The following is a 26,720-nucleotide window of genomic DNA, read 5'->3' on the forward strand; positions in this document are numbered from 1 at the left end:
GGCTACTTTAATCTTAAAATGGAATAGTTAATCTTACCTAAAATTTAAGCGTTTATCATTGAAAGCGTTAAAAAAGAGCGAAAGAGAGCATAAAAGAGAGCACATAAAAGAGTATAATAGCGCATAAGAATTTAACTGATGAAGAGGTTTAATGCTAGAAAATAGAGTTAAGACCAAGCAAATTTTTATCGGTGGCGTCGCCATAGGGGGTGATGCTCCTATTAGCACGCAAAGCATGACCTTTAGCAAAACCGCTGATATTGAAAGCACTAAAAATCAAATTGACAGACTCAAACTCGCTGGGGCTGATTTGGTGAGGGTGGCGGTGAGTAATGAAAAGGACGCCCTAGCCTTAAAAGAATTGAAAAAAGTGTCTCCTTTGCCTTTAATCGCTGATATCCATTTCCATTATAAATTCGCTCTCATTGCCGCTCAAAGCGTGGATGCGATCAGGATCAATCCCGGAAACATCGGCTCTAAAGACAAGATCAAAGCGGTGGTTGATGCTTGTAAAGAAAAAAACATTCCTATAAGAATTGGCGTGAATGCCGGGAGTTTAGAAAAGCAGTTTGATCAAAAATACGGGCCGACTCCAAAAGGCATGGTAGAAAGCGCTTTGTATAACGCCAAACTTTTAGAAGATTTGGATTTTACCAATTTTAAAATTTCTTTAAAAGCGAGCGATGTGATGCGCACCATAGAAGCTTACAGGATGCTTCGCCCTCTTGTGATCTATCCCTTCCATTTGGGGGTTACTGAGGCGGGGAATCTTTTTAGCTCCAGTATCAAATCCGCCATGGCTTTAGGGGGGCTTTTAATGGAGGGCATTGGGGATACGATGCGCGTATCCATCACAGGGGAATTAGAAAATGAAATCAAAGTGGCCAGAGCGATTTTACGCCATAGCGGGCGTTTGAAAGAAGGGATTAATTGGATTTCTTGCCCCACTTGCGGGAGGATTGAAGCCAATTTAGTGGATATGGCGAGCAAGGTAGAAAAACGCCTAAGCCACATTAAAACCCCTTTAGACATTAGCGTGATGGGTTGCGTGGTGAACGCTTTAGGTGAAGCCAAGCATGCAGACATGGCGATCGCTTTTGGGAATCGCAGCGGTTTGATCATTAAAGAGGGTAAAGTCATTCACAAATTGGCTGAAAAGGATTTGTTTGAAACTTTTGTGATAGAAGTGGAAAATTTAGCTAAAGAAAGAGAAAAAAGTTTAAAGGATTAGGCATGATCAATAAGTTTAAAAATTTTGTGAGCAACTACCAGCAATCTAACCACTATAAAGAGCCTTTAGGCTTTGGCATTGCCAGAGTGGATATTGCCCCTATTTCCAAAAAGATTTTATGCGCCACTTACCCTGTTTTGAACTGGAAAGAGGAAAATCTAGGCTCTTATGCGGTGTTTTGCAATTCACTTTCTAAAGACAAAATCCTAAAAGAAAGCGCGAGCGAGCACGTTATTGAGATTGATGAAAGTTTTGTGTTAAAAGCACTGGATTTTTATACGCCCTTTTTGAATGAAGCCTATTCCAATAAAATGGCTCATAGAAACATTCAAGTGGTTTTAGAGCTTTTAAAGGCTTTAGAAGAAAATCGTTTGAAGAATAGCGATGGGGAGTCTCTTTATCGCTTGGTGATCTTGTATGAAGACAAGCCTTGCGAGAGCGTGGAAAGCACGTATATGAAACTTCTAGCGCTCTCTTTAGGTAAAGCCCCTTTGAGGAGTTTGAATTTAGAGGGCATTTTTAACCAGCTTTCTAATGCGGCTTGGAGCGGTAACAAGCCTTATGAATTAGAATGGCTCAGAATGAACGAAGTGGCTTTAAAAATGCGAGGCAATTTCCCTAACATTGATTTTATAGACAAATTCCCACGCTATTTAATGCAAGTGATCCCTGAGTTTGATAATATCCGCTTACTAGATAGCTCAAAAACGCGCTTTGGGGCGTATTTAGGGACCGGAGGTTACACTCAAATGCCTGGGGCTAGTTACGTGAATTTTAATGCAGGAGCGATGGGCGTGTGCATGAATGAGGGGCGCATCTCTTCATCGGTCGTGGTTGGAGCAGGCACTGATATTGGTGGGGGAGCGAGTATTTTAGGCGTTTTAAGCGGAGGGAATAACAACCCTATTAGCATCGGGAAAAATTGTTTGCTAGGGGCTAATAGCGTTACCGGTATCAGTCTAGGCGATGGCTGTATTGTGGATGCAGGCGTTGCGATATTAGCCGGGAGCGTGATAGAAATTGAAGAAAATGAGTTTAAAAAGCTTTTAGAAGTGAATAATAATTTAGAAAAACATGCCAACAATCTTTATAAAGGCAAAGAGCTTTCAGGGAAAAATGGCGTGCATTTTCGTTCCAATAGCCAAAATGGTAAGTTGATTGCTTTTAGGAGCGTGAAAAAAATTGAGTTGAATCAAAACCTGCATTAAGGATTAAAAGAATGCTCAAAAAAAGTTTGTTATTGCTTGTTTTTTTAGTCTTACAGCTTAGCGGTGCTGAGGAAAACAATCAAGCCCCAAAAAACACGCCCCCCGAATTAAACCCCGCTAACGCTAAGGGTGCGCCAAACCCTAACACCCAGATCACCCCTAAAAACGATAACTCCAATCTATTAGACAAATTAGGGTCGCCTGAAAACGCTCAAACCGAGCTTTCTGCCGGTATTGATTTGGCTAAAAAGGGCGATTATCAAGGGGCTTTCAAGCTTTTTTCCCAATCGTGCGATAACGGCAATGCGGCCGGGTGTTTTGCAGTGGGGGCGATGTATGCTAATGGGGTAGGGATCCAAACCAACAGATTAAAAGCCGCTCGCTATTATGAAATGGGTTGCAGTGGGGGCGATGCGACCGCTTGCGCGAATCTGGCTCAAATGTATGAAAACAAGAAGAATGCGGATACGAACGATAAAGAAAACGCTTTGCAATTGTATGCGGTGGCTTGTCAAGGGGGGGATATGCTCGCATGCAACAATTTGGGGTGGATGTTTGCTAACGGGAGTGGGGTCCCAAAAGATTATTACAAAGCGATAAGTTATTATAAATTTTCATGCGAAAATGGGAATGATATGGGGTGCTATAATTTGGGCTTGATGTCTAATGTGAATAATATTTATGGCATTGATAAGGCACAGCTCAGTCAAGTGGATTTGAATTATTTGGCGTGTAACGCTGGGGATATGATGGGGTGCGCGAATTTAGGCTGGATTTATGCGAATGGGGATTTAGGGGCTCCTTTGAATAACCACTACGCGGCGAAGTATTTTCAAATGGCATGCGATGGGGGGATTTTGGGGAGCTGTAACAATTTAGGCGTGCTGTATCAAAAGGGCTTAGGCGTGCCTCAAGACGATCAAAGGGCTTTGGATTTATTCTCGTATGCGTGCGATAATGGTTTTGAGTCAAGCTGTCGTAATTACGGGAATTTCAAAGAGCATTTATTGCGCGTGAATCCTAATTACGGGCGCTTGTTCATGCCGTATCATTCTTATGAGATACCCTAGTAGGGGTATTTTGAAATCATTCTCGCCCCATAACTAAACCCTCTCTAAAGATCGCATTTTTAAGAGATTAGTGCTTGCTTTGTGCAGACTCTTTCATCTTTTTTGGATAAATTCAGCCATAAATTGCGGTTTTTTCAAAATTTAAGCTTTCTTTTTTTTTTTTTTTTGTATTTAATACTCAATGCAATTTTAATTTCATTCAAAAGGAAAAGCTATGAAAGCAACGCAAAGCACCATTAACGACTTTTTTGCCTTAACAGGCACGATCTTTTCTATCCCTGTATACCAGAGGAACTACACTTGGGAGAAAGAAAATTGTGAAAAATTACTGCAAGATATTATCAATATCTCTCAAAATAAGAAAAAGCATTTCATGGGTTCTATCACTTATATTTTGCATTTGATTGATGATGAAAAGAGTTTGAGGCAGTTGCAAGAATTTGTCATTATTGACGGGCAGCAAAGGATTACCACCATCATGCTTTTGCTCAAAGCCATAGAGACAAAGATACAAAATGAAGGGATAAAAAAAGAGATTAACAATCTACTCAATCTTTCGGGACAAAGGCTGCGCTTAAAACCCATTAAAAGCGACAGAGAAGCCTTTGATCTGGTCATGCAAAATCGATCGCATGAAATACAAGGTCTATCACACATTAAAAATAACTATAGATTTTTCACCAAAGAGCTTGACAAGTGTCTAGACAAAGGGTATCGCATAGAAGAGATTTATGGTGCGTTTTTGCGGCTTAAAATCGTAGCCATAGGTTTAGAGATAGGCGAAGACGATCCGCAAGTGGTGTTTGAAAGCATTAACGCTACCGGCGTGCAATTAAAAGGGCTGGATCTCATCCGCAACTATCTGATGATGGGGGAAAATTCTGACAACCAGAATCGTCTTTATAATACTTATTGGGTTCCTTTAGAAGATTGGCTTGGCGAAAGGGATTTGAATGATTTCATCAAAACCTATTTGAGAATCTACCTTGAAAAGAAATTAAGTGAGGGAGAGCGTGAAGTGTATTACGCGCTAAAAGACCATCACAGAGACAATTTCTCTGATAATATACAAGGTCTTATGAGCGATATGCGTGAATATGGCAGAATCTATCAAATCTTTTTAGACAGAGATCATTATTTTTTGCATCGTGGAGACCCGCAACAGTTAGCGAATTTACGCCTGCGCATTAAAGATCTTGTGAAAATCAAATTTGGCGTGGCAAAGCCCTTTATTTTGCGTTGCGCCAGAGACTTTGAAGAAGGCAAATTGGATTATGAAAATTTCTACGAAATTTTGCAAATCCTTATCAGCTACTTCGTGCGCCGGAGCGTGTGCGGGGATCCTGCCCCTGCACTTGCTGAACTTCTTTATTCTTTATACAGACAGCTAGGGGAAGATGTTTCAGCCGATGCACTCAAGCGCTATCTGGGCAAGAGCGTTGGACGAACGGCGTTCCCTAATGACGATAAAATTAAAGCGGCATTTCTTGTGCGTAACGCTTATGCAGCAAATCAAGTGTGCAAATTCATCCTGCTTGAGATTGAAAAATTAAGCAACGCCGAACCGCCCAAAGAAGAGAATTTAGAAGTGGAGCATTTCTACCCCAAAACCCCCACACAAGAATGGCGCGACATGGTGGGGGACTATTTCACTTTTGAGCAAGACTACCTCAATAATTTTGGGAATCTGACCTTATCAGGGCAAAATCAAAGGCTTGGCAACAAATCTTACGAGGCAAAAATTGCGCTTATGGAAGAATACAGCTCCTTGCATTTAAACGACTATTTCATCAATAACACCCATTCTTGGGGGATAGAAGAAGTGAAGGCTAGGAGCGGATATTTAGCGGATCAATTTTGTCAAGTGGGATTGTTTAAAGATTTGCCTAAAGAATACCGCGCAAGAGAGATTAATAAAACCCTTGATGATGACTTAACTAATCATAATCTTCAAAGCGTTAAGCTCCCCAATGGCCAAAGGCACATGGCAAGAAACGCTAAGGAATTAGCTAGCACTGTCATAGACTACTTGCTAGAAAATGCCAGAGAAGCCTTTGAAAGCTACACAGATGATGAATCTCCAAGATATATTTGTTGGGATAAAACAAAAGCGCAATTAAGGGATAGAGATGGCACTTTGGTTGTGCCTTTTGAAAAATACGGATTCTATTTTGTGAGCGGTGCGAGTTATCAAACGGTGGGCAGTAATCTTAGGGATCTTATCTTAGGCTGCGATCTCAATCCCAGAGACTTTATTGTGGAATAAACAAGCCCCCCAAAGAAATGGGGGGGTTTTAAAAAACCCTTATTTTAAAATCACTTGCCAAAAGCTTGGTGCAAATGCGTGGTTAGGGAGTTGAGATACTGCTCCACTTGGGGGTTTTTCACCACATCGTTGCAAATAAAAGTAGGCAACGCTGAAAGCCCTAAAAATTGGAATGCTTTATGCAAATGCAAATACACAACATCCACACCCACCCCTTCAAAAAATTCACTAGGATCATTAAAGGCTTCAATGGGAGCGTTCCAGGTCAAGCTCAACATGTATTTTTTGCCTTGCATCAAGCCTCCTTTCCCGTAGTTTTTGGTAGGATTTTGCGAGCTTCTGCCATCGCTAGCATAAAGCTTCCCATGCCCTGAAGTAAAAACTTCATCAATGTATTTTTTCACAATCCAAGGCTCTCCCATCCACCAGCCGGGCATTTGCCAAATAGTCGCATCAGCGTTAAAGACTTTTTCCACTTCTTGAGCGTGTTCATAGCCCTTATCCACGATCGTTGTATCCACTTCTAGCCCTAAAGATTCTAAAGTCTTTTTTGCATGCTGGGTCAAGGTTTCATTGAGTTTCCCCCCAGAATGCCCGAACGCTTTGGCTCCATTAATGATGAGTATTTTTTTCATTTTGTTCCTTTTTTAATAAAATAAAAGGGCATTCTATCCAATAAAACTTAATATTAAAGAAATTCCCTTAACCTGAATAAAAATTAAAAAACAATCAATTGCAACTATATTATTTTTATTATGTTAAGATAATGAAAATTTCTCTTAAGGAGTGGTCATGTTCTATGATGAAAAAAAGACCTATCAAAAGATTGAAGAACGCCTTGAAATAGTCAGCTCGTTTAACGCTCATAACGAGCATAAAAACTTGCAAGATGAGTTTAAGGGTGCAGGCATTTCCAGGCGCGATTTATTGAAGTGGGCGGGCATGATGAGTGCGACTTTGGCTTTGCCGGCTAGTTTCGCTCCCTTGACTTTAAAAGCGGTGGAAGTGGCGAACAGATTGCCTGTGATTTGGTTGCACATGGCAGAATGCACCGGCTGTAGTGAAAGCTTGTTAAGGAGTGCAGACCCCACTATTGATAGCATCATTTTTGATTATATCAACCTAGAATACCATGAAACCATCATGGTAGGGAGCGGTTTTCAAGCTGAAAAAAGCTTGCATGACGCTATAGAAAAGCACAAAAACAATTACATTTTAATGGTAGAAGGCGGTATCCCGCAAGGCACTGAATACTTTCTCACTCAAGGCCCAAACGCTGAAACGGGGGCTGAAGAATGCAGAAAAGCCGCTCAACATGCAGCCGCTATTTTTGCCATAGGCACATGTTCAAGTTTTGGGGGCGTGCAAGCGGCTTACCCTAACCCTTCTAACGCGCAACCCTTACACAAAATCATTGATAAACCCGTGATCAATGTTCCCGGTTGTCCGCCCAGTGAAAAAAATATCGTGGGGAATGTGCTTTATTACTTGATGTTTGGGGCTCTCCCTAAACTGGATGCGTATAACCGCCCCTCTTGGGCTTATGGGAATAGGATTCATGATTTGTGCGAAAGGAGAGGGCATTTTGATGCGGGCGAATTTGTGGAGCATTTTGGCGATGAAAACGCTAAAAGGGGCTTTTGTTTGTATAAAATGGGCTGTAAAGGGCCTTACACTTTCAACAATTGCTCCAAACTCCGCTTCAATTCACACACTTCTTGGCCCATAGGCGCAGGGCATGGGTGCATAGGGTGTTCTGAGCCTAATTTTTGGGATACGATGAGTCCTTTTGAAGAGCCTTTGGCGAACCGCTCCATTAAAACCGCCTTTGATGGATTAGGGGCTGATAAAGTAGCGGATAAAGTAGGCACGACTTTGCTGAGCGCAACCGCTATTGGCATTGTCGCGCATGCGCTCCTTTCTAAAGCGATCAAAAACAAAGAGTAAGGGATTAACATGTCAAAAAAAATCGTAGTCGATCCTATCACTAGGATTGAGGGGCATTTAAGGATTGAAGTGATCGTAGATGATGATAATGTGATTACCGATGCGTTTTCTTCTTCTACGCTTTTTAGGGGGCTAGAGACGATCATTAAGGGCAGAGACCCACGAGATGCAGGCTTTATCGCTCAAAGGATTTGTGGGGTATGCACTTATTCGCATTATAAAGCCGGTATCACTGCGGTAGAAAACGCTCTAGGCATCACCCCCCCATTAAACGCGCAATTAGTGCGATCTTTGATGAACATGGCGTTGCTTTTTCATGATCACGTGGTGCATTTTTATACTTTGCATGGGCTTGATTGGTGCGATATTATGAGCGCTTTAAAAGCCGACCCTTTTGAAGCTTCAAAACTTTCTTTCAAATACAGCCCTTATCCCATTAATACCGGTGCCGGTGAATTAAAAGCGGTTCAAAAACGCTTGAATGATTTCGCTAAAAGCGGATCTTTGGGGCCTTTTAGTAATGGCTACTATGGGCATAAAACCTATCGTTTAAGCCCAGAGCAAAATTTAATCGTCTTAAGCCACTACCTCAAGCTTTTAGAAATCCAAAGGGAAGCGGCGAAAATGACCGCTATTTTTGGGGCCAAACAGCCTCACCCACAAAGCCTAACGGTGGGGGGTGTTACGAGTGTTATGGATATATTGGATCCGACGAGATTGGCTGAATGGAAGAGCAAGTTTGAAGTGGTGGCCAATTTCATCAACCATGCTTACTACCCTGATTTGGTGATGGCGGGCGAAATGTTCGCTAACGAACCATCCGTCATTAAAGGCTGTGGTTTAAGGAATTTTATCGCTTATGAAGAAGTGTTGCTCGGGAAGGATAAATACCTTTTGAGTAGTGGGGTGGTGCTTGATGGGGATATTTCTAAATTACACCCTATTGATGAAAGCTTGATTAAAGAAGAGATTACGCATTCTTGGTATCAATATGAAAATACTAAAGAAGTGCAACTCCACCCTTATGACGGACAAACCAACCCGCATTATACCGGTTTCAAAGACGGCGAGAGCGTGGGGATTGAAAATAAAATAATCCCCACTAAAGTGTTAGACACTAAGGATAAATATTCTTGGATCAAATCGCCTAGGTATAATAGTAAGCCCATGGAGGTAGGTCCTTTAAGTTCTGTCGTGGTGGGTTTAGCGGCTAAAAACCCTTACGTTACTGAAGTGGCTACTAAGTTTTTAAAAGACACTAAATTGCCTTTAGAGGCGTTGTTTTCAACGCTTGGGCGAACGGCAGCAAGGTGCATTGAAGCCAAAACGATTGCTGATAATGGCCTTTTAGCGTTTGATGCGTTAGTGGAAAATCTAAAAAGCGATCAAAGCACTTGTGCTCCTTATCACATTGATAAAAACAAAGAATATAAAGGGCGCTATATTGGTCAAGTGCCAAGGGGCATGCTAAGCCATTGGGTGCGTATTAAAAACGGCGTGGTAGAAAACTATCAAGCGGTCGTGCCTTCTACTTGGAATGCCGGGCCTAGAGACTCTCAAGGCCAAAGGGGGGCTTATGAAATGAGCTTGATTGGCACTAAAATCGCTGATTTAACCCAGCCCTTAGAAATCATTAGAACCATCCATTCTTTTGACCCATGCATCGCATGTTCAGTGCATGTGATGGATTTTAAAGGGCAGTCTTTAAACGAGTTTAAAGTAGAGCCTAATTTCGCTAAATTCTAAAAAGGATACGCATGGATAAAAAGGTCGTTTTACACAAAGAGTATTCAGGTTTTGTGCGCTTTTTCCATTGGGTTAGGGCTTTGAGTATTTTTGCTTTAATCGCTACAGGGCTTTACATCGCTTACCCTTTTTTGCAACCTGGATCTAGTTTTTATAAAGAAATGTATTTTTTGCAAGCCTATATCCGCTCTTTTCATGTCATGTTTGGGTTTTTGCTCATTAGCGCATTAATCTTTAGAACCTATCTTTTTTTCACTAAAGAAAGTTTAGTAGAGCGCAAAAGTTTTAGCCAACTTTTAAGCCCAAAAGCATGGATAGATCAAATGAAAGCGTATTTTCTTATCAGCGGCAAACCCAACACTAAAGGGGCGTATAACCCTATCCAACTCGTGGCTTATTTCACTTTGGTTGTTTTAATCGTATTGATGAGTTTGAGCGGGGTGGTGCTTTATTATAATGTCTATCACGCCGGGCTTGGGGCGTTTTTAGGGAGCGCTTTTAAATGGTTTGAAGCGCTTTGTGGGGGGTTAGCGAATGTGCGTTTTATCCACCATTTAGCGACTTGGGGGTTTATTTTATTTGTCCCTGTGCATGTTTATATGGTGTTTTTCCATTCTATCCGGTATGATAGTTCAGGGGCGGATTCTATGATTAATGGCTATGGTTATACCAAAGAATGAGTCAAAAAATCTTAATTCTAGGCATTGGCAATATCCTTTTTGGCGATGAAGGGATTGGGGTGCATCTAGCCCACTACCTCAAGAGGAATTTTTCTTTTTTTCCTAGCGTGGATATTGTAGATGGGGGGACTATGGCTCAGCAACTCATTCCCTTAATCACTTCGTATGAAAAGGTTTTGATTTTAGATTGCGTGAGCGCTAAAGGCGTTGAAATAGGATCGGTGTATGCTTTTGATTTTAAGGACGCTCCTAAAGAAATCACATGGGCTGGGAGCGCGCATGAAGTGGAAATGTTGCACACTTTAAGGCTTACGGAGTTTTTAGGGGATTTGCCTAAGACTTTTATTGTGGGGCTTGTGCCTTTTGTGATAGGGAGCGAGACCACTTTCAAGCTTTCACAAGAGGTTTTAAACGCTTTAGAGACAGCCTTACAAGCCATAGAAATCCAACTAAAAGCATGGGGAGTGAGCATGCAACGCACCAATAATATTGCCCTAGATTGCATCGCTGAACTTTCTTACAAGGGTTTTTGAATTGGCGTTTGTTTTTCTTTTTAAATGCGTTGATGAAAAAACAAACTTGATTTTTACGCCCCTTTTAGAGCAAATGGCATTCAATTTACAAGCTAGTTTTTATAGCATCTATAAGGATAAAATAACTTCTTTTTACCTCCAAGCGAGCGCTGAGATTACTTTAGAATTCGCGCAAAAACTCAGCGTTGTTTTACCCTTTTCTTTAGATTTTAGCTTTTTATCTTTAAATGAAGTAACAGAGCCTTTAGATGAAAATCTTTTCCAAACAACAAGCCTTTCAAAACCCCTTTTTATGAACGCTAAAGAGCATCAAGATTTTTTGGATAAAAATGCATCTTTGTATGCCAATCCTTCAGGTTTTGTTAAAAACATTGCTTTTAAGGGGGAAGCAATCCATAGCCCTAAAGAGCTTATAGATTGTTTAATGCAATTAAAAGAGACGCTCAAAACGCAAGATTTTATAACTATCCACACTTCTAGGGGGGCGTTATCCCTTTCTTTAAACAAGCCCTCTCAAAGCGTTATTTTTAGCGCTCTTTCTAGCGTTTTAACCTGCACTAAATTGCTTTTAGAGGACGCTAAATACTTGGCCAGTTTGGAAAAACCCTCTATCAAAGCCCCTTTAAAAAGCGTGTTTAAGGATACTTTTAAAAACGATGAAGTCATAGCCCAACTGCCCTATGACCCCATATTGAATTTATTGTGCCATATTTTACAAGATGAGGGGATAGAATTTGTTTTTGCACATGAAAATAATTTTTGTGAAGCGCTTTTAAATTATGAAACGCTTTTTAAAACCCCTAAGCGCTTGATTGTGCCGACTAAAAAATTTGTGCTAGAAAACCATCTCGCTCCCATTCCTTTTAAAGATGAGTTAGAGTTTTTAAGTAAAACTCCGCATTCTATTATCGTGTATCTTAGTTTCAAACACCCTACAAGGCTGTTATTGCATGCTAATGGCTCTTTAAAAACGCTTTTAAACACTAGGTTTGATTTCAATGAAATGCTTGATCTCCTCAAACAAGATGAAAAAGCCTCTAGAATGCTAAAAAACTACGAGATCAAATTCCCTAATTTTTACGCGCGCATTGTAGAGCTTTCTAAATACAATCTAGGGGGCGCTAATTTATTGGATTTTTTTTGCATTTTAGGGTTTGTTTTGGGTTATAGCGAGGATTTTTGCGCACAGAGCGTTATTCCTTTGGCTAAAGAATGCTTACGCCCTAAAGGCCCTAGGATTGATTATAAAATCCTTAAAGACGATTCTTTGAAAATGGCCTTAAACTTTTCAAAGATCATGCACAGCGCGATGAGTTTCAGGCTCGCAGGCGTGGAAAATGAAATCTTGAGTTTGGGGATTTTGGATTCTTTAGCGGAGTTTTTAGGGAATTTCATTTGGGATAATGCGCAGAATTTTAGCGTCCAAGAAGTAACGATCGCTGGGGATTTCTTTGGCGAAAAAGTGTTTTTGGATTTGTTTGTGCGGTATTTCCCTAAAACTCTCGCTCTTAAAATGCATGCGTTTTTGGATTATGAATAAGGGCTTAAAAGCGGATGTGCATCATCAACCCGCCGTCCATGTATTGGGTTTTTTTGCTTTTAGTCCTTTCAAAATAAGGCCCAAAAGACAGAGCTTTATTGAAATTAACAATCGGCACGCTCACCCCTTCGGCGATATTGTTTTTAGCGAGTTGTTTGTAAAACTTTTTATCGCTTTTTTTATGGCTCTTAAGCTTAGGGCTTTTTTCTAAATCTATGCCTTCTAAAGCGCTATTTTTAGTGAAATCATAAAGCTTTTTGTCGTTTTTAGCCTCGGTTTTTAATCCATGGTTTTTATGGAGTTTGTAAAACTTTTTACTGCTTTTTTTTTCGCTTTTAGTCTCGGTTTCTAAATCTGTTGCAAACGCGCTACTATAAGCCACAAACGATACAAGAAATAAATTTCTAACTATACGCATAAGAATATCTCCTCTTAATATAGTCTTTTTCTATCACACCACCCTAGCATGTTAGAAACAACCATTAGAAAACATAAGTGCGTTTGAGTAAAAACACCAACACGCTTATTGTTTAGCGCAAGCTGTTTTAAGCTAATCAATAAAAAACGTAAGGGAAGTATCCAGGCGCTCCATACCCATAAGACCCATAAGGCATAAGACCAGACCCATAAGGCATGAAACCATAGGGCATGTAATAATAAGGCATGTAATAGCCTCCATACATCCCGTTTTGCATGGGCGAATTGAGGTTATCCACTGAATTGTAAAAGCCGTTTAAAGACCCATAAGCGTTATAATTAGTGAAACGATTGATTAAAGGCGTGGTGCGCGCATCAATAGTGGCGTTTTCTTGCTGGATGGCTTTTTCTTCTCTGGCGACTTCTTGGGCTTTAGTCTCTTTGGGATCTTTAACCAACACTTCTTCTATAGGCACATTCGCCCCACAAGCGCTTAACAGATAGGCTAAAAAGCCGGTGTTTAAAAAAAGAATGATTTTAGAGAGGTGAGCGGATTGGCTGGGTAAAAAAGTTTTATTGTTTTGATACATGGGGTTTCCTAAATTTAAAAATAACTAAAGATTAACATGTTTTTGATTTAATGTTGATTAAGCGGTGGTTTTGTGGCTGTTTCATTTTAATTTTGTTTTTCATTAAAACCCAATCTAAAATCTTATTTTTATGATAAAATACCTAATCATAATATCAAATCTTAAACCAAAGAAAAACCATGAAAAAAGCCCTCTTACTCTCTCTCTCTCTCTCTCGTTTTTGGCTTCACGCTGAAAGGAACGGATTTTATTTAGGTTTAAATTTTCTAGAAGGAAGCTATATTCAAGGACAAGGTAGCATCGGCGAAAAAGCTTCAGCAGAAAACGCCTTAAATCAAGCGATCAATAACGCAAAAAATTCATTATTCCCTAACGCAAAAGCCATAAGAGATGCACAAAACGCCTTAAATGCAGTGAAAGATTCAAACAAAATCGCTAGCCGATTCGCAGGAAATGGTGGATCGGGCGGTATTTTCAATGAACTCAGCTTGGGGTATAAATATTTTTTGGGTAAAAAAAGGATTATAGGGTTTAGGCACTCTCTTTTTTTCGGTTACCAACTTGGTGGCGTTGGTTCTGTTCCTGGCAGCGGTTTAATAGCTTTTTTACCCTATGGTTTCAATACGGATTTACTTATTAATTGGACTAACGATAAACGAGCGTCCCAAAAATATGTTGAACGAAGGGTAAAAGGGCTCTCTATATTTTACAAAGATATGACCGGCAGAACGCTAGACGCTAACACATTAAAAAAAGCATCAAGGCACGTATTTAGAAAATCTTCAGGGCTTGTGATTGGCATGGAACTAGGGGGTAGCACTTGGTTTGCAAGTAACAATCTCACCCCTTTCAATCAAGTCAAAAGCCGCACGATTTTTCAGTTACAAGGGAAATTTGGCGTTCGTTTTAGTAGTGATGAATACGATATTGATCGCTATGGCGATGAAATCTATCTTGGGGGTTCTAGTGTTGAATTAGGGGTTAAAGTGCCAGCGTTTAAAGTCAATTACTATAGCGATAATTATGGGGATAAATTGGATTATAAAAGAGTGGTGAGCGTTTATCTCAACTATACATATACTTTTAGACGCAAACATTAAAAACATGCTTTTTATCGCTCTTTGATTGTTTGTCTTAAAAAACGCTTTTGAGTGTTTTTACCAACGCTTTATTGAAACAAAGCCTTAGCTTGAAACTCTTCAAAGCCTTTTTTTCTCAACTGGCATGCCGGGCATTTATCGCAGCCATAGCCATAAGCATGCAAAATCTTTCGCTCTCCTTGATAGCAGGTGTGCGTTTCTTTGATGACTAAATCCAAGACGCCCAAATCTTTAGCCATTTGAAATTCTTGTGCTTTATTCAAAAACATTAAAGGCGTTAGGATTTTAATCGCCGTGTTTGATCCTAAATTTAGGGCATGCTCGATGCTTTTAATAAAATCTTCTTTACAATCCGGATAGCCGCTAAAATCCGCTTGCGAAACCCCTAAAGCGATATTGCTAGCCCCTAGTTTTTGCGCGTAAGAATGCAAAAGGGTGATAAAAATGGCGTTACGATTAGGCACAAAAGAATTGGGTAAATCTTTATTTTGCGCATGCGAATGCCCCATTAAATCGTTAGAGTTTTTAAAAAGCGCGGAGTGGGTGATATTCTCTAAAAAATCTAACGAGATGATTTCATAAGGGAGTTGCAAAAGAGAAGCGATTTTTTGAGCGCATTCTAATTCCACAGAGTGTTTTTGCGCGTAATCAAACCCCACTAAACAGACTTTTTTAAAACGCTTTTTCGCCCATACGGCTAAAGTGGTGCTGTCTTGCCCGCCGCTAAAACTGATCACGCAAATTTCTTGTTCCATCAAAATTCCTTAAAAATTCTAAAAAGATATAATAACACAAAGAAATTTTACGAGTAAAAAGCGTGTTTGAGTTAGAAAAAGAATTAAAAGAATTGTTTGACATTTATGAAAAATCCCCCTATGAGCTTTACTTGGTAGGGGGGTGCGTGCGCGATTATTTAATGGGAATTACGCCTAAAGATTACGATTTGACCTCAAACGCTTTAGTCAATGAAAGTAAAGAGCTTCTTTTAAAGTATCATTTTAGGGTGCTAGAAACCGGCATCAAACATGGCACGATCACGGCTCTTAAAAACCATCAAAGCTATGAAATCACAACCTTTAGAATTGAAAAAGGGCATATCAAGCACCGAAAGCCTAAAGAATTGGTTTTTAGCGCTCATTTAACAGACGATTTAAAGCGGCGCGATTTTAGCATGAATGCGATCGCTTATAGCCCTACAAAAGGGCTGATTGATCCTTTTAAAGGGCAGAATGCGATTGAAAATCAAATGATTGAATGCGTGGGGGGAGCGCGATTAAGGTTTTTTGAAGACGCTTTAAGGATTTTAAGAGCGTTGCGATTTAGCGCGACTTTAGGCTTTAAGATAGCGCCAAGCACTAAAGAAGCGGTTTTTGCGTGTAAGGATTTGTTAAAACACCTCTCCAAAGAACGCTTACAAAGCGAGTTGAATAAGCTTCTTATGGGGAAAAACGCCTATGAAGTGGCTAAAGAATATCAAGAAATTTTAGAGTTGGTTATTCAAGAGAAAATAGAAAATTTAGTGTTTTTAAAAAACGCGCCTTTCAATCTGGAATTAAGATTGTTAGGGTTTTTTAAATATCAAAAAAGTTTAGAAAATTTACGATACCCTAAAAAAACTTGTATTTTATTTTCAAAAGCTAAAGAATGCCATCAAGCTTTTTTAAATATTCATAACAAAACAGAATTAAAATTTTTATTAAAAAACTACGATTTAGAGCCTTTTAATTTGGCTTTAGATTTTTATGTGCTAGAAAACCTAAAACATGCTTTAAAAATTAAAAGCTTGTTAAAAGAAATATTTAACGCTAACGAACCTTTTAAAAAAGAACACCTAGCCCTTAAGGGCAGCGCACTTCAAAGCTTGGGTTATCAGCACCAAAAAATCAGCGAAATTTTAAACGCATGCTTAGATTTAGTCATCGCTCACCCTAAAAACAACGCTTTAGAATGGCTGATAAAATGGGTTAAAGATAATTATTTACCTAATGATGCTATAAATCATTCGCCGATAGGCAGAAAAAATTAAAAACAGAGAAAACATGATAACGATGAATGCGATTCAGTGGTCTAAGAAATGGATTTTAGGAGAGACTGATAATTTTGTGTTCAATGAAGTCATTGTCAAAGGTTTGGATTTTAATAAAGTGGTGCAACATTTAAGAGACGCATCCCATTGGGAAAAGTATTACAAAAATTCAGGGAATGTTCATGTGTATCATCAAGACAATGCCATTCTTAAAGATAAGACTCGTTTCCGCTTTGAAACTTTTGGTTTTTTAGTGGAGACACAGGTGGAAGAGTTTGAATTGAAAGACACCATACTGCGTTTGGCTTGGAGAGGTTGGAATGAAGCTAAAGGCGATGAGTATCTTGAAGTCTATCACGCATGGATTGTTGAAAAATTAGATAATGATCGTGTGCGTATTCTAACCCAAGAAAGCCAATCGGGAGTCCCTGCTAAAGCTTTAGCGAAATCTGTGCCTAATGCGATGCTAAATGGCCATCAAGCTTGGTTAGATGGTTTAGTGGCGTATTCACGCTAATAAGTGAGGATTGAATGAAAATCGGATGGATTGGACTAGGGGCTATGGGGACTCCTATGGCGACTCGTTTGTGCGATGCAAATTTAGAAGTGTCGGTTTATAACCGAACAGAGAGCAAAGCAGCCCCCTTAAAAGAAAAGGGCGTAGCGGTTTATACTAACCCTATAGATTTAGCCGCTAAGGTTGATCTGATTTTTATTATGCTTTCGGATAAAACGGCGATTGATGCTGTTTTAGCACCAGAATTTTGGGAACAGATGTCTGAAAAAATCGTGGTGAATATGAGCACCATCGCTCCTTTGGAGAGCTTATCTTTAGAAAAAACCGCTCAAAAGCATCAAGTAACTTACCTTGAAGCGCCCGTTTCAGGATCGGTTGGCGCAGCCAAAGCTGGGGCTTTATTGATTTTAGCAGCCGGTGAAGAAGAGGTGGTTACTCAACTCAAACCTGTTTTGGTGCATTTAGGGAGTCAAACCTTTTATTTGGGTAAGATTGGTCAAGGGACAGGGGCTAAACTATCCATTAATAGTCTTTTAGCTCAAATGGGGGTCGCTTATTCAGAAGCTTTGCTATTAGCCAAACATTTAGGGGTTGATGCAGAGTTATTTTTACAAATTATTGGCCAATCTGGCATGAATTCGCCTCTCTTTCAAGCTAAAAAAGGCATGTGGCTGCAAGATAGCTATCCGGCCGCTTTCAGTTTGAAACTCATGCTCAAAGACATTCGTTTAGCTAACAATGAAGCAGGAGAGGCGATTCAATTGCCATTCTTATCTAAAGCGCAAGAGCTTTATTCTCAAGCGAAAAAATCCGGTTTAGGCGAAATGGATATGGCAGCCGTTTATCATTATTTAGAAAAAGGAGAACATTAAAATGGACAGAGAACAAGTGGTTGCTTTACAGCACCAACGATTTGCTGCAAAAAATACGATCCTAATCGTCGTATTTCCCAAAAGGATTGGGAAGCTTTGGTTGAAGTGGGGAGATTAGCCCCTTCTTCAATCGGGCTTGAACCATGGAAAATGCTTTTATTGAAAAATGAACGCATGAAAGAAGATTTAAAACCAATGGCCTGGGGGGCGCTTTTTGGTTTAGAGGGAGCGAGCCATTTTGTCATTTATCTTGCACGAAAAGGCGTTACTTATGACAGCGATTACGTTAAGAAAGTGATGCATGAGGTTAAAAAAAGGGATTATGACACTAATTCCAGGTTCGCTCAAATCATCAAAAATTTCCAAGAGAACGATTTTAAACTCAATAGCGAACGATCCTTGTTTGATTGGGCTAGCAAGCAGACTTATATCCAAATGGCGAACATGATGATGGCAGCGGCCATGTTAGGGATTGATTCTTGCCCGATTGAAGGGTATGATCAAAAAAAAGTGGAGGCTTATTTAGAGGAAAAAGGCTATCTGAACACGGCGGAATTTGGCGTGTCGGTAATGGCTTGTTTTGGTTATCGCAACCAAGAAATCACCCCTAAAACCCGCTGGAAAACAGAAGTTATTTATGAAGTGATTGAATAAAAACGCTTTTAGCTTTTTGATAACCAACCATAAAAAGCTTGGCGTTAGCCAAGCGCTAATCTCTTGAATAATGCCTATTCATGTTTGATAAAACAGAACTACCACAACACAATTAAGTATTCTTTAGGTATAATCAAAAACTATTTTTAAATAAAGGGTTTTTATGCTTCGTTTTGCGCCTTCGCCTACAGGGGATATGCACATAGGGAATTTAAGGGCAGCCATTTTCAACTACATTGTAGCTAAACAGCAACATAAACCCTTTCTCATTCGCATTGAAGACACGGACAAAGAGCGCAACATTGAAGGCAAAGACCAAGAGATTTTAGAAATTTTAAAGCTTATGGGGATAAGCTGGGACAAGCTCGTGTATCAAAGCCATAATATAGATTACCACAGAGAAATGGCAGAAAAATTACTGAAAGAAAATAAAGCGTTTTATTGTTATGCGAGCGCGGAGTTTTTAGAAAGAGAAAAAGAAAAAGCCAAAAATGAAAAACGCCCTTTCAGGTATTTAGACGAGTGGGCCACTTTAGAAAAAGACAAGCACCATGCCCCTGTGGTGCGTTTGAAAGCCCCCAATCATGCGGTGTCTTTCAACGATGCGATTAAAAAAGAAGTGAGATTTGAGCCTTATGAATTGGATTCTTTTGTGCTTTTGAGAAAAGATAAAAGCCCTACTTATAATTTCGCTTGCGCATGCGATGATTTGCTTTATGAAATCAGTCTGATCATTAGAGGCGAAGATCATGTGAGTAACACCCCCAAACAAATCTTAATCCAGCAAGCTTTAGGCTCAAACGATCCGATTGTTTATGCGCATTTACCCATTATTTTAGATGAAACAAGCGGTAAAAAGATGAGCAAAAGAGATGAAGCCTCCAGCGTGAAATGGCTTTTGAATCAAGGGTTTTTACCGGTTGCGATTGCGAATTACCTCATTACTATCGGTAATAAAGTACCTAAGGAAGTTTTTAGCCTTGATGAAGCGATAGAATGGTTTAGTTTAGAAAATCTTTCCAGTTCCCCGGCTCATTTTAATTTAAAATATTTAAAACACTTAAACCACGAGCATTTAAAGCTTTTAGACGATGAAAAGTTATTAGAACTCACTTCAATAAAAGATAAAAACCTCCTAGGGCTTTTAAGATTGTTTATAGAAGAATGCGGCACGCTTTTAGAATTGAAAGAAAAAATTTCGTTGTTTTTAGAGCCAAAGGATATTGTTAAAACTTATGAAAACGAAGATTTTAAAGAGCGTTGTTTAGCGCTTTTTAACGCTCTAAAAAGCATGGATTTTCAAGCGTATAAGGATTTTGAAAGTTTTAAAAAAGAAGCCATGCGATTAAGCCAGCTTAAGGGTAAGGATTTTTTCAAACCTTTGCGCATTCTTTTAACCGGGAACTCGCATGGCGTTGAATTGCCTTTGATTTTCCCCTATATCCAAAGCCATCATCAAGAAGTTTTAAGGCTCAAAGCATGATTTTTTCTACCCTTATTAATGCGATAGCGGTGATTTTAAGCTCGCTTCTTACGATTTATATGTGGGTGGTGATCATTTATTCGCTTATAAGTTTCGTGCAGCCTAACCCCAATAACCCCATCATGCAAATCCTCGCTCGCTTGTGTGAGCCGGTGTTTTATTTTTTACGCTCTAAATTCAAGCTTGTGTTTAACGGGTTGGATTTCGCTCCTTTAGTGGTGGTCATTGTTTTGAAATTCTTGGATCTCACGCTCATTCAGTGGCTTTTTGCGCTCGCTAAAAACCTTTAAAGAAAATCATGCGTTTTTTTATTTTATTTTTTATCGGTATGCTTGGCGTTGGTTTTTCTCAAACCGAGTTCAATTTAAAAGATTTAGAAAAAAAGCCCGCCGGGATCGTTAGGGATTATTATTTGTGGCGTTATATTAGCGATAAAAAAACCAGTTTAGAAAACGCTAAAAAAGCCTATGAATTGACTCAAAATAAAAACAACGCCCTACAAAAGGCCATGCAAGAAAAAGGCTCAGACAATGCAGAAAAAAGCCCTGATGTTAAATTGCCTGAAGATATTTATTGCAAGCAAATTACCCTAGAAAGCATGTTGGAAACAACAGACACTTTCCAAGCGAGTTGTATCGCTATCGCTTTAAAATCAAAAATCAGAGATTTTGATAAAATCCCCCTTCAAACCCTTAAGCCCTTACAAATTAAAATCAAAGAGGCTTACCCCGTTCTCTATGAAGAATTAGAAATCTTGCAAAGTAAGCATGTGAGCGCTTCTTTGTTTAAGGCTAACGCGCAAGTGTTTAGCACGCTTTTCAATCATTTGAGTTATGAAAAAAAGCTCCAAATTTTTGAAAAGCATATCCCTATTAAAGAGTTAAACCGCCTTTTAGATGAAGATTATCCGGCGTTTAACCGCTTGATCTATCAGGTTATTTTAGATCCTAAATTGGATCATTTTAAAGACGCTCTGGCTAAAAGTAACGCTACCCACAGCAACGCACAAACCTTTTTTATTCTAGGGATTAATGAAATCTTGCGCAAAAAACCCTCTAAAGCGCTCAAGTATTTTGAACGCTCAGAAGCGGTGGTTAAAGACGATGATTTTTCAAAAGACAGAGCGATCTTTTGGCAGTATTTAGTCTCTAAAAAGAAAAAAACTTTGGAGCGCCTTTCACAAAGCCCAGCTTTAAATCTCTATAGTCTTTATGCGAGCCGAAAACTCAAAACCACGCCCAGTTACCGCATCATTTCTCACATCCAAAATTTAAGCCAAGAAGATCCTCCTTTTAACACTTATGACCCTTTTTCGTGGCAAATTTTTAAGGAAAAAACCTTGAGTTTGAAAGATGAGGGTGCGTTTAATGCGATGCTAAAAAGCTTGTATTATGAAAAAAGTGCTCCTGAATTGACCTATCTTTTAAGCCAACGCAATAAAGACAAGATTTATTATTATTTATCCCCTTATGAGGGCATTATTGAATGGCAAAATGTTGATGAAAAGGCTATGGCGTATGCGATCGCTAGGCAAGAAAGCTTTTTGCTCCCGGCAGTCATTTCGCGCTCGTTCGCTCTGGGACTTATGCAAATCATGCCCTTTAATGTAGGGCCTTTCGCTAAACGCCTTGGCATGGATAATATTGATCTAAACGACATGTTTAACCCCAACATCGCTCTCAAACTTGGCAATTATTACTTGAACCATTTGAAAAAAGAATTCAACCACCCCCTTTTTGTCGCCTACGCTTATAACGCTGGGCCTGGGTTTTTAAGGAGGTGGCTAGAAAGCTCCAAACGATTTAAAGAAAAAAATCATTTTGAGCCATGGCTTAGCATGGAGCTTATGCCTTATAGCGAAACCCGTTTGTATGGCTTTAGGGTCATGCTCAATTACTTGATTTATCAAGAAATTTTTGGGAATTTCATCCCTATTGATGGATTTTTAGAACAAACTCTTAACTCAAAGGACAAACCATGATTAAAAAATGCCTTTTTCCTGCCGCGGGCTATGGCACGCGCTTTTTGCCGATCACTAAAACCATTCCTAAAGAAATGCTGCCCATTGTGGATAAACCTTTAATCCAATACGCTGTAGAAGAAGCGATGGAAGCAGGCTGTGAAGTGATGGCGATCGTTACAGGAAGAAACAAGCGCAGTTTAGAAGATTATTTTGACACGAGCTATGAAATAGAGCATCAAATCCAAGGCACCAACAAAGAAAACGCTTTAAAAAGCATTCGTAACATTATAGAAAAATGCTGTTTTTCCTATGTGCGCCAGAAGCAAATGAAAGGCTTAGGGCATGCGATTTTAACCGGGGAAGCCCTTATAGGCAATGAGCCTTTTGCGGTGATTTTGGCCGATGATTTATGTATAAGCCACGATTATCCAAGCGTGTTGAAGCAAATGACTTCATTGTATCAAAAATACCAATGCTCTATCGTAGCCATTGAAGAAGTGGCGTTGGAAGAAGTTTCAAAATACGGCGTGATTAGGGGCGAATTGTTAGAAGAGGGGGTGTATGAGATTAAAGACATGGTAGAAAAACCAAGCCAAGAAGACGCTCCAAGCAATTTAGCCGTGATAGGGCGCTACATTTTGACCCCGGATATTTTTGAGATTTTAAGCGAAACAAAACCGGGTAAAAACAATGAAATCCAAATCACAGACGCCTTGCTCACTCAAGCCAAAAGAAAACGCATCATCGCTTACCAGTTCAAGGGCAAACGATACGATTGCGGGAGCGTGGAAGGCTATATTGAAGCGAGCAACGCTTATTATAAAAAACGCCTATAAACCTTAATTTCATGGGCAATTTGACTTATTACGCTTTCATGTATTTGATTTTGTTTGCATGCTTATTCCCGGTGTTATTGGTGGGGCTTTTTTGGAGGCTTTCTCGCCCCCCTTTAAAGCAAGAAATGCCCAATAAAAGCCTCTCTTTAGAAAATTTAAACGAACAAATCAAAAACCTTAAAAGCGTACCAGCTTTAGAAAAACTGAAAAACGACTTCAATGAGCGTTTTAAAATTTGCCCCAAAGATAAAGAAACTCTGTGGTTAGAAACGATCCAAAAATTAGTCGCTTCAGAATTTTTTGAATTAGAAGACGCTATTAATTTTGGGCAAGAATTAGAAAACGCTAACCCTAGTCATGTGCAAAAAATCGCTAACGCTACCGGCTTAGCCCTTAAGAATAAAAAAGAAAAAGGATAGAATTGGATTTTTTAGAGATTGTAGGACAAGTCCCTTTAAAAGGGGGGGTAGAAATTTCAGGGGCGAAAAACTCCGCGCTCCCTATTTTAGCCGCCACGCTTTTAAGCCAACAGGAAGTCAAAATCAAATCTTTGCCCCAAGTGGTGGATATAAAAGCGATGGCGTTATTGTTGCAAAATTTAGGAGCAGAACTAGAATGGCTTGATCCTAACACGCTTCAAATTGGCGCCAAATCCCTGCACCACACCGAAGCCACTTACGATTTGGTGCGTAAAATGCGCGCTTCCATTTTGGTTTTAGGCCCACTATTGGCGCGTTTTAAAGAATGCTTAGTGAGTTTGCCCGGTGGGTGCGCTATAGGAGCAAGGCCTGTGGATTTACACTTAAAAGCGATGCAACAATTAGGGGCTGAAATCAAAATTGAGCAAGGCTATATCCATGCAAAAGCCCCTAAAGGCTTGAAAGGGAATGATATTTTATTTGATAAAATCAGCGTTACAGGCACAGAAAACGCCCTTATGGCCGCAAGCTTAGCTAAAGGGATCACGCGCATCATTAACGCTGCTAAAGAGCCAGAAATCACTCAATTGTGTGCCTTTTTGCAAAGTGGGGGGGTAGAGATTGAAGGCGTTGGGAGCAGCGAGTTAAAGATTAGAGGGGTAGAAAGCGATGCTTTGCATTTAAAAGACATTCAAATCATACCGGATAGGATTGAAGCAGGCACTTATTTGTGCGTGGGGGCTATCACTAACAGCCAGCTTAAAATTAATAACATTATCCCTAACCACCTCCAAGCGATCACGGATAAGCTTATAGAAATTGGTTTTTCATTAGACATTCAAAAAAATTCCATAGAAATTTATCCGGCTAAAAAACGCCAAGCTTTTGAAATCACCACGAAAGAATACCCGGGCTTTCCCACGGATATGCAAGCGCAATTCATGGCGTTAGCCACGCAGTGTTTGGGGACGAGCGTGATTGAAGAAACGCTTTTTGAAAACCGCTTCATGCATGCAAGCGAATTGCAACGATTAGGGGCTAACATTAGCCTAAAAACCAATGTGGCTACCATTCACGGATCCACAGAGCTTACCGGAAGCGATGTGATGGCAACCGATTTAAGGGCTTCTTCGGCTCTCATTTTAGCCGCTTTAGTGGCTAAGGGTGTGAGTAGGGTGCATAGGATTTACCACTTAGATAGGGGTTATGAGAGATTAGAGGATAAAATCAACGCTTTAGGGGCAAAAGTGTTGCGTTTAAAAGAAAAATAACCCAAGATTTGGTTACAATAGCTAGAATATTTTTCAATTATTACATAAGGAGCTTTTATGCGTATTGAGCATGATTTCATTGGGCAAATGGAAATTAGCGATGAAGTTTATTACGGGATTCAAACTTTAAGAGCGAGTGAAAATTTTTTCATCACCAACGACAAGCTTTGCAGTTATCCTGTTTTTATCAAATCTTTCGCTCAAGTCAAAAAAGCGGCTGCTTTAGCGAACGCGCAATTAGGATTGATTGATGAAAAGCTTAAAATTGCGATTTGCCATGCGTGCGATTTGTTGGTTGATGGCAAATACCATGATCAATTCATTGTGGATATGATTCAAGGGGGGGCTGGCACAAGCACGAACATGAACATGAATGAAGTGATTGCTAATTTAGCTTTAGAATACATGGGGCATAAAAAGGGCGAGTATCAATTTTGCCACCCCAACGACCATGTCAACCGCTCTCAATCCACCAATGACGCCTATCCTAGCGCGTTAAAAATCGCTATTTATGAGCGCTTGAGTAATTTAGTCGCTCCCATGAAGGCTTTAAGGGACGCTTTCGCTCAAAAAGCTAAGGAATTTTCCCATGTGATTAAAATGGGGCGCACCCAGCTTCAAGACGCTGTGCCTATGACTTTAGGGCAAGAGTTTGAAACTTATGCCTTGATGGTTGATAGGGATATTGAGCAGGTTTTAGACGCTAGGAATTGGGTAAGAGAGCTTAATTTAGGCGGCACGGCCATTGGCACAGGGATCAATTCGCACCCGGATTATCGCAGTTTGATTGAAAAGAAAATCCAAGAAGTAACGGGCCGCCCCTTTGTCATGGCTAATAACTTGATAGAAGCCACTCAAAGCACGGGGGCGTATGTGCAAGTGAGCGGGGTGTTAAAGCGTATTGCGGTCAAACTTTCTAAAGTTTGTAACGATTTGAGATTGCTCAGTTCAGGCCCTAGAGCCGGGTTGAATGAAATCAATTTACCCAAAATGCAACCGGGCAGCTCTATTATGCCTGGTAAAGTCAATCCGGTAATCCCTGAAGTGGTCAATCAAGTGTGTTTTGCGGTGATTGGGAATGACTTGAGCGTGGCGTTAGCCGCAGAAGGAGGGCAATTGCAACTCAATGTGTTTGAGCCGGTTATCGCTTACAAGCTTTTCCATTCCTTTGTGATTTTAGGGCGCGCGATTGAAACCTTAACGACTAAATGCGTGGAAGGCATCACGGCTAATGAAAAGATTTGCCACGATTATGTCTTTAACAGCATTGGCATTGTTACCGCGCTAAACCCTCATATCGGCTATGAAAAATCCGCTATGATCGCTAAAGAAGCTTTAAAAAGCGATCGCTCTATCTATGACATCGCTTTAGAAAAGAAAATCTTAACTAAAGAGCAACTGGACGATATTTTCAAGCCAGAAAACATGCTAAGCCCTCACGCTTTCAAAAAGCATAAAGACTGAACGCTTTGCAACTTTCACGCCTTCAAACTTTACGCTCCCTTTATATGGAGCGTCTTTTGGGCGAAACTTACACTAGTATCAACCTTACCACGCCCCAAAATAAGCCCCTTAACAAACAAGTTCATGAGGGCATAGAAAATTGCAATCTGTGCAAACGCCATCAAAATTCAAAACCGGTGATCGGGCTTTTTAACCCCACTTCCAAGCTCACTTTCATCACGCTAACCCCCATGCTGGATAGCCAATTACATTTCTTAAACAATTTAAAAGCGGCCATGTTAGAAAGCATTATCCAAAAGGTTTTTAACTACCCCTTAAAAGATTGCAGTATTTTATCGCTCCTTAAATGCGACTCTAACAGCCTTAATTTAGAAGAAGAAATCAACGCATGCCTATTTCATTTAACCTGGCAACTAGACAACAGCGCTTCAAAAGTCATTGTGGTATTTGGCGAGGTTTTGCCCAAACGCCTTTTAAACCTTTCTAAAGAAGAATCCTTTGGGCGCATCGTGTCTTTAAAAACAAAACATTTTTTAAGCACCCATGCTTTAGAGGACATGCTCAAAAACCCCACGCTCAAAAAAGAAGCGTTAGCGCATTTTAAAATAGCGCTTCAATTTCTCAATCAGTCTTAAAAGACGCCTTACTTTTTAACCCATCTCCTTATTGTGCGCAACAAGGGTAAGGATTTTTGATAGGCTTTGTAATAGATTTTAAAAGTGGTGTTTTGAGAGAGTTCTAATAAAGGCGAAGCGTTTTGTAAAAGCCGGTCATAATTGGCTCTCAAATCATCATAATTGGCTCTCAAATCATCATAATTGGCTCTCAAATCATCATAATTGGCTCTCAAATCATCATAATTGGCTCTCAAATCATCATAATTGGCT

General features: G+C 39.9%; 25 protein-coding genes and 2 pseudogenes. 22 read left to right on the forward strand and 5 right to left on the reverse strand.

Going from position 1 to position 26,720, the window contains the following annotated elements; translation table 11 throughout:
* Positions 1 to 151: 151 nt before the first annotated feature.
* The 4 genes from ispG to QT74_RS05940 all read left to right on the forward strand — a co-directional run bounded on the left by ispG (position 152) and on the right by QT74_RS05940 (position 5,775).
* On the forward strand, positions 152 to 1,231 hold the full coding sequence (ispG, locus tag QT74_RS05925; protein ID WP_000892473.1) for a flavodoxin-dependent (E)-4-hydroxy-3-methylbut-2-enyl-diphosphate synthase: 1,080 nt from the start codon (positions 152 to 154) through the stop codon (positions 1,229 to 1,231).
* Between the two features lie 2 nt (positions 1,232 to 1,233).
* Positions 1,234 to 2,439 (forward strand): 2,3,4,5-tetrahydropyridine-2,6-carboxylate N-succinyltransferase, encoded by a 1,206-nt coding sequence (locus QT74_RS05930; RefSeq protein ID WP_033765376.1) that lies wholly within the window; start codon positions 1,234 to 1,236, stop codon positions 2,437 to 2,439.
* 11 nt (positions 2,440 to 2,450) lie between these two features.
* The gene (locus QT74_RS05935) at positions 2,451 to 3,509 is read left to right on the forward strand and encodes a tetratricopeptide repeat protein (protein WP_033765378.1); all 1,059 of its coding nucleotides are present in this window, start codon (positions 2,451 to 2,453) and stop codon (positions 3,507 to 3,509) included.
* 214 nt (positions 3,510 to 3,723) lie between these two features.
* Entirely contained in the window at positions 3,724 to 5,775 is a 2,052-nt protein-coding gene (locus tag QT74_RS05940) for a DUF262 domain-containing protein (protein ID WP_033765379.1), read from the forward strand.
* A 50-nt stretch (positions 5,776 to 5,825) separates the two neighbouring features.
* Here the strand turns inward: QT74_RS05940 and QT74_RS05945 are convergent, their stop codons facing one another.
* Positions 5,826 to 6,410, reverse strand: a complete 585-nt coding sequence (locus QT74_RS05945) for an NAD(P)H-dependent oxidoreductase (protein WP_033765380.1) — start codon at positions 6,408 to 6,410, stop codon at positions 5,826 to 5,828.
* A 157-nt stretch (positions 6,411 to 6,567) separates the two neighbouring features.
* On the opposite strand from QT74_RS05945, the gene QT74_RS05950 reads away from it, so the two are divergent.
* Genes QT74_RS05950 through hydE form a run of 5 tightly spaced genes read left to right on the forward strand, consistent with a single transcriptional unit; the run spans position 6,568 to position 12,221 of the window.
* Entirely contained in the window at positions 6,568 to 7,722 is a 1,155-nt protein-coding gene (locus QT74_RS05950) for a hydrogenase 1 small subunit (RefSeq protein ID WP_033765381.1), read from the forward strand.
* Between the two features lie 9 nt (positions 7,723 to 7,731).
* A complete protein-coding gene (locus tag QT74_RS05955) occupies positions 7,732 to 9,468 on the forward strand; it encodes a nickel-dependent hydrogenase large subunit (protein WP_033765382.1) in 1,737 nt (578 codons plus the stop codon).
* Between the two features lie 11 nt (positions 9,469 to 9,479).
* A complete protein-coding gene (gene cybH, locus QT74_RS05960; protein ID WP_033765384.1) occupies positions 9,480 to 10,148 on the forward strand; it encodes a Ni/Fe-hydrogenase, b-type cytochrome subunit in 669 nt (222 codons plus the stop codon).
* The gene (gene hydD / locus QT74_RS05965; protein ID WP_033765386.1) at positions 10,145 to 10,681 is read left to right on the forward strand and encodes a hydrogenase biosynthesis protein HydD; all 537 of its coding nucleotides are present in this window, start codon (positions 10,145 to 10,147) and stop codon (positions 10,679 to 10,681) included. The genes cybH and hydD overlap by 4 nt, the downstream gene beginning before the upstream one ends.
* 1 nt (position 10,682) lies before the next feature.
* Positions 10,683 to 12,221, forward strand: a complete 1,539-nt coding sequence (gene hydE, locus QT74_RS05970) for a hydrogenase biosynthesis protein HydE (RefSeq protein ID WP_033765388.1) — start codon at positions 10,683 to 10,685, stop codon at positions 12,219 to 12,221.
* A 4-nt stretch (positions 12,222 to 12,225) separates the two neighbouring features.
* Here the strand turns inward: hydE and QT74_RS05975 are convergent, their stop codons facing one another.
* Together QT74_RS05975 and QT74_RS05980 are read right to left on the reverse strand one after the other, a co-directional pair.
* Positions 12,226 to 12,639 (reverse strand): hypothetical protein, encoded by a 414-nt coding sequence (locus QT74_RS05975; RefSeq protein WP_033765390.1) that lies wholly within the window; start codon positions 12,637 to 12,639, stop codon positions 12,226 to 12,228.
* A gap of 136 nt (positions 12,640 to 12,775) precedes the next feature.
* Entirely contained in the window at positions 12,776 to 13,228 is a 453-nt protein-coding gene (locus QT74_RS05980; RefSeq protein ID WP_033765392.1) for a hypothetical protein, read from the reverse strand.
* A gap of 179 nt (positions 13,229 to 13,407) precedes the next feature.
* Here QT74_RS05980 and oipA point away from each other — a divergent pair, with 179 nt between their 5' ends.
* Entirely contained in the window at positions 13,408 to 14,328 is a 921-nt protein-coding gene (gene oipA / locus QT74_RS05985) for an outer inflammatory protein OipA (protein ID WP_033765394.1), read from the forward strand.
* Positions 14,329 to 14,396: 68 nt separating this feature from the next.
* On the opposite strand, the gene queC is transcribed toward oipA, so the two are convergent.
* Positions 14,397 to 15,083: a 7-cyano-7-deazaguanine synthase QueC gene (gene queC / locus QT74_RS05990; protein WP_033765396.1), complete on the reverse strand. Its 687-nt coding sequence runs from the start codon at positions 15,081 to 15,083 to the stop codon at positions 14,397 to 14,399.
* Positions 15,084 to 15,145: 62 nt separating this feature from the next.
* Between queC and QT74_RS05995 the strand changes: the two genes are divergently transcribed.
* The 12 genes and pseudogenes from QT74_RS05995 to QT74_RS06050 all read left to right on the forward strand — a co-directional run bounded on the left by QT74_RS05995 (position 15,146) and on the right by QT74_RS06050 (position 26,468).
* A complete protein-coding gene (locus tag QT74_RS05995) occupies positions 15,146 to 16,354 on the forward strand; it encodes a CCA tRNA nucleotidyltransferase (protein ID WP_033765398.1) in 1,209 nt (402 codons plus the stop codon).
* Positions 16,355 to 16,367: 13 nt separating this feature from the next.
* Positions 16,368 to 16,871 carry an SRPBCC family protein gene (locus tag QT74_RS08695; RefSeq protein WP_033765400.1) on the forward strand — a complete coding sequence of 168 codons (504 nt, stop codon included), beginning with the start codon at positions 16,368 to 16,370 and terminating at the stop codon, positions 16,869 to 16,871.
* A gap of 14 nt (positions 16,872 to 16,885) precedes the next feature.
* A complete protein-coding gene (locus tag QT74_RS06005) occupies positions 16,886 to 17,743 on the forward strand; it encodes an NAD(P)-dependent oxidoreductase (protein ID WP_033765401.1) in 858 nt (285 codons plus the stop codon).
* 1 nt (position 17,744) lies between these two features.
* Positions 17,745 to 18,397 (forward strand): annotated as a pseudogene (gene frxA / locus QT74_RS06010) (NAD(P)H-dependent flavin oxidoreductase FrxA).
* 163 nt (positions 18,398 to 18,560) lie between these two features.
* Positions 18,561 to 19,880, forward strand: coding sequence for a glutamate--tRNA ligase (gene gltX / locus QT74_RS06015; protein WP_033765403.1), 1,320 nt, complete (start codon positions 18,561 to 18,563; stop codon positions 19,878 to 19,880).
* On the forward strand, positions 19,877 to 20,170 hold the full coding sequence (locus QT74_RS06020; RefSeq protein ID WP_033765405.1) for a YggT family protein: 294 nt from the start codon (positions 19,877 to 19,879) through the stop codon (positions 20,168 to 20,170). Before gltX ends, QT74_RS06020 begins: the two co-directional genes overlap by 4 nt.
* Positions 20,171 to 20,178: 8 nt before the next feature.
* Complete coding sequence (locus QT74_RS06025; RefSeq protein WP_033765407.1) at positions 20,179 to 21,861, forward strand: lytic transglycosylase domain-containing protein; 1,683 nt, start codon at positions 20,179 to 20,181, stop codon at positions 21,859 to 21,861.
* Positions 21,858 to 22,679, forward strand: coding sequence for a UTP--glucose-1-phosphate uridylyltransferase GalU (gene galU, locus QT74_RS06030; RefSeq protein ID WP_000591497.1), 822 nt, complete (start codon positions 21,858 to 21,860; stop codon positions 22,677 to 22,679). Before QT74_RS06025 ends, galU begins: the two co-directional genes overlap by 4 nt.
* 11 nt (positions 22,680 to 22,690) lie before the next feature.
* Entirely contained in the window at positions 22,691 to 23,098 is a 408-nt protein-coding gene (locus QT74_RS06035; protein ID WP_033765409.1) for a hypothetical protein, read from the forward strand.
* Positions 23,099 to 23,100: 2 nt separating this feature from the next.
* On the forward strand, positions 23,101 to 24,369 hold the full coding sequence (gene murA, locus QT74_RS06040; protein WP_033765411.1) for a UDP-N-acetylglucosamine 1-carboxyvinyltransferase: 1,269 nt from the start codon (positions 23,101 to 23,103) through the stop codon (positions 24,367 to 24,369).
* A 57-nt stretch (positions 24,370 to 24,426) separates the two neighbouring features.
* Complete coding sequence (gene aspA / locus QT74_RS06045; protein ID WP_033765413.1) at positions 24,427 to 25,833, forward strand: aspartate ammonia-lyase; 1,407 nt, start codon at positions 24,427 to 24,429, stop codon at positions 25,831 to 25,833.
* Positions 25,834 to 25,877: 44 nt separating this feature from the next.
* Positions 25,878 to 26,468 carry a uracil-DNA glycosylase family protein gene (locus QT74_RS06050; protein ID WP_033765415.1) on the forward strand — a complete coding sequence of 197 codons (591 nt, stop codon included), beginning with the start codon at positions 25,878 to 25,880 and terminating at the stop codon, positions 26,466 to 26,468.
* A gap of 8 nt (positions 26,469 to 26,476) precedes the next feature.
* Here the strand turns inward: QT74_RS06050 and QT74_RS06055 are convergent.
* A pseudogene (locus QT74_RS06055) lies at positions 26,477 to 26,720 on the reverse strand (glycosyltransferase family 10 domain-containing protein); the annotation flags it as partial.

Source organism: Helicobacter pylori SA213A (assembly GCF_000476275.1).
GTDB lineage: Bacteria > Campylobacterota > Campylobacteria > Campylobacterales > Helicobacteraceae > Helicobacter > Helicobacter pylori_CL.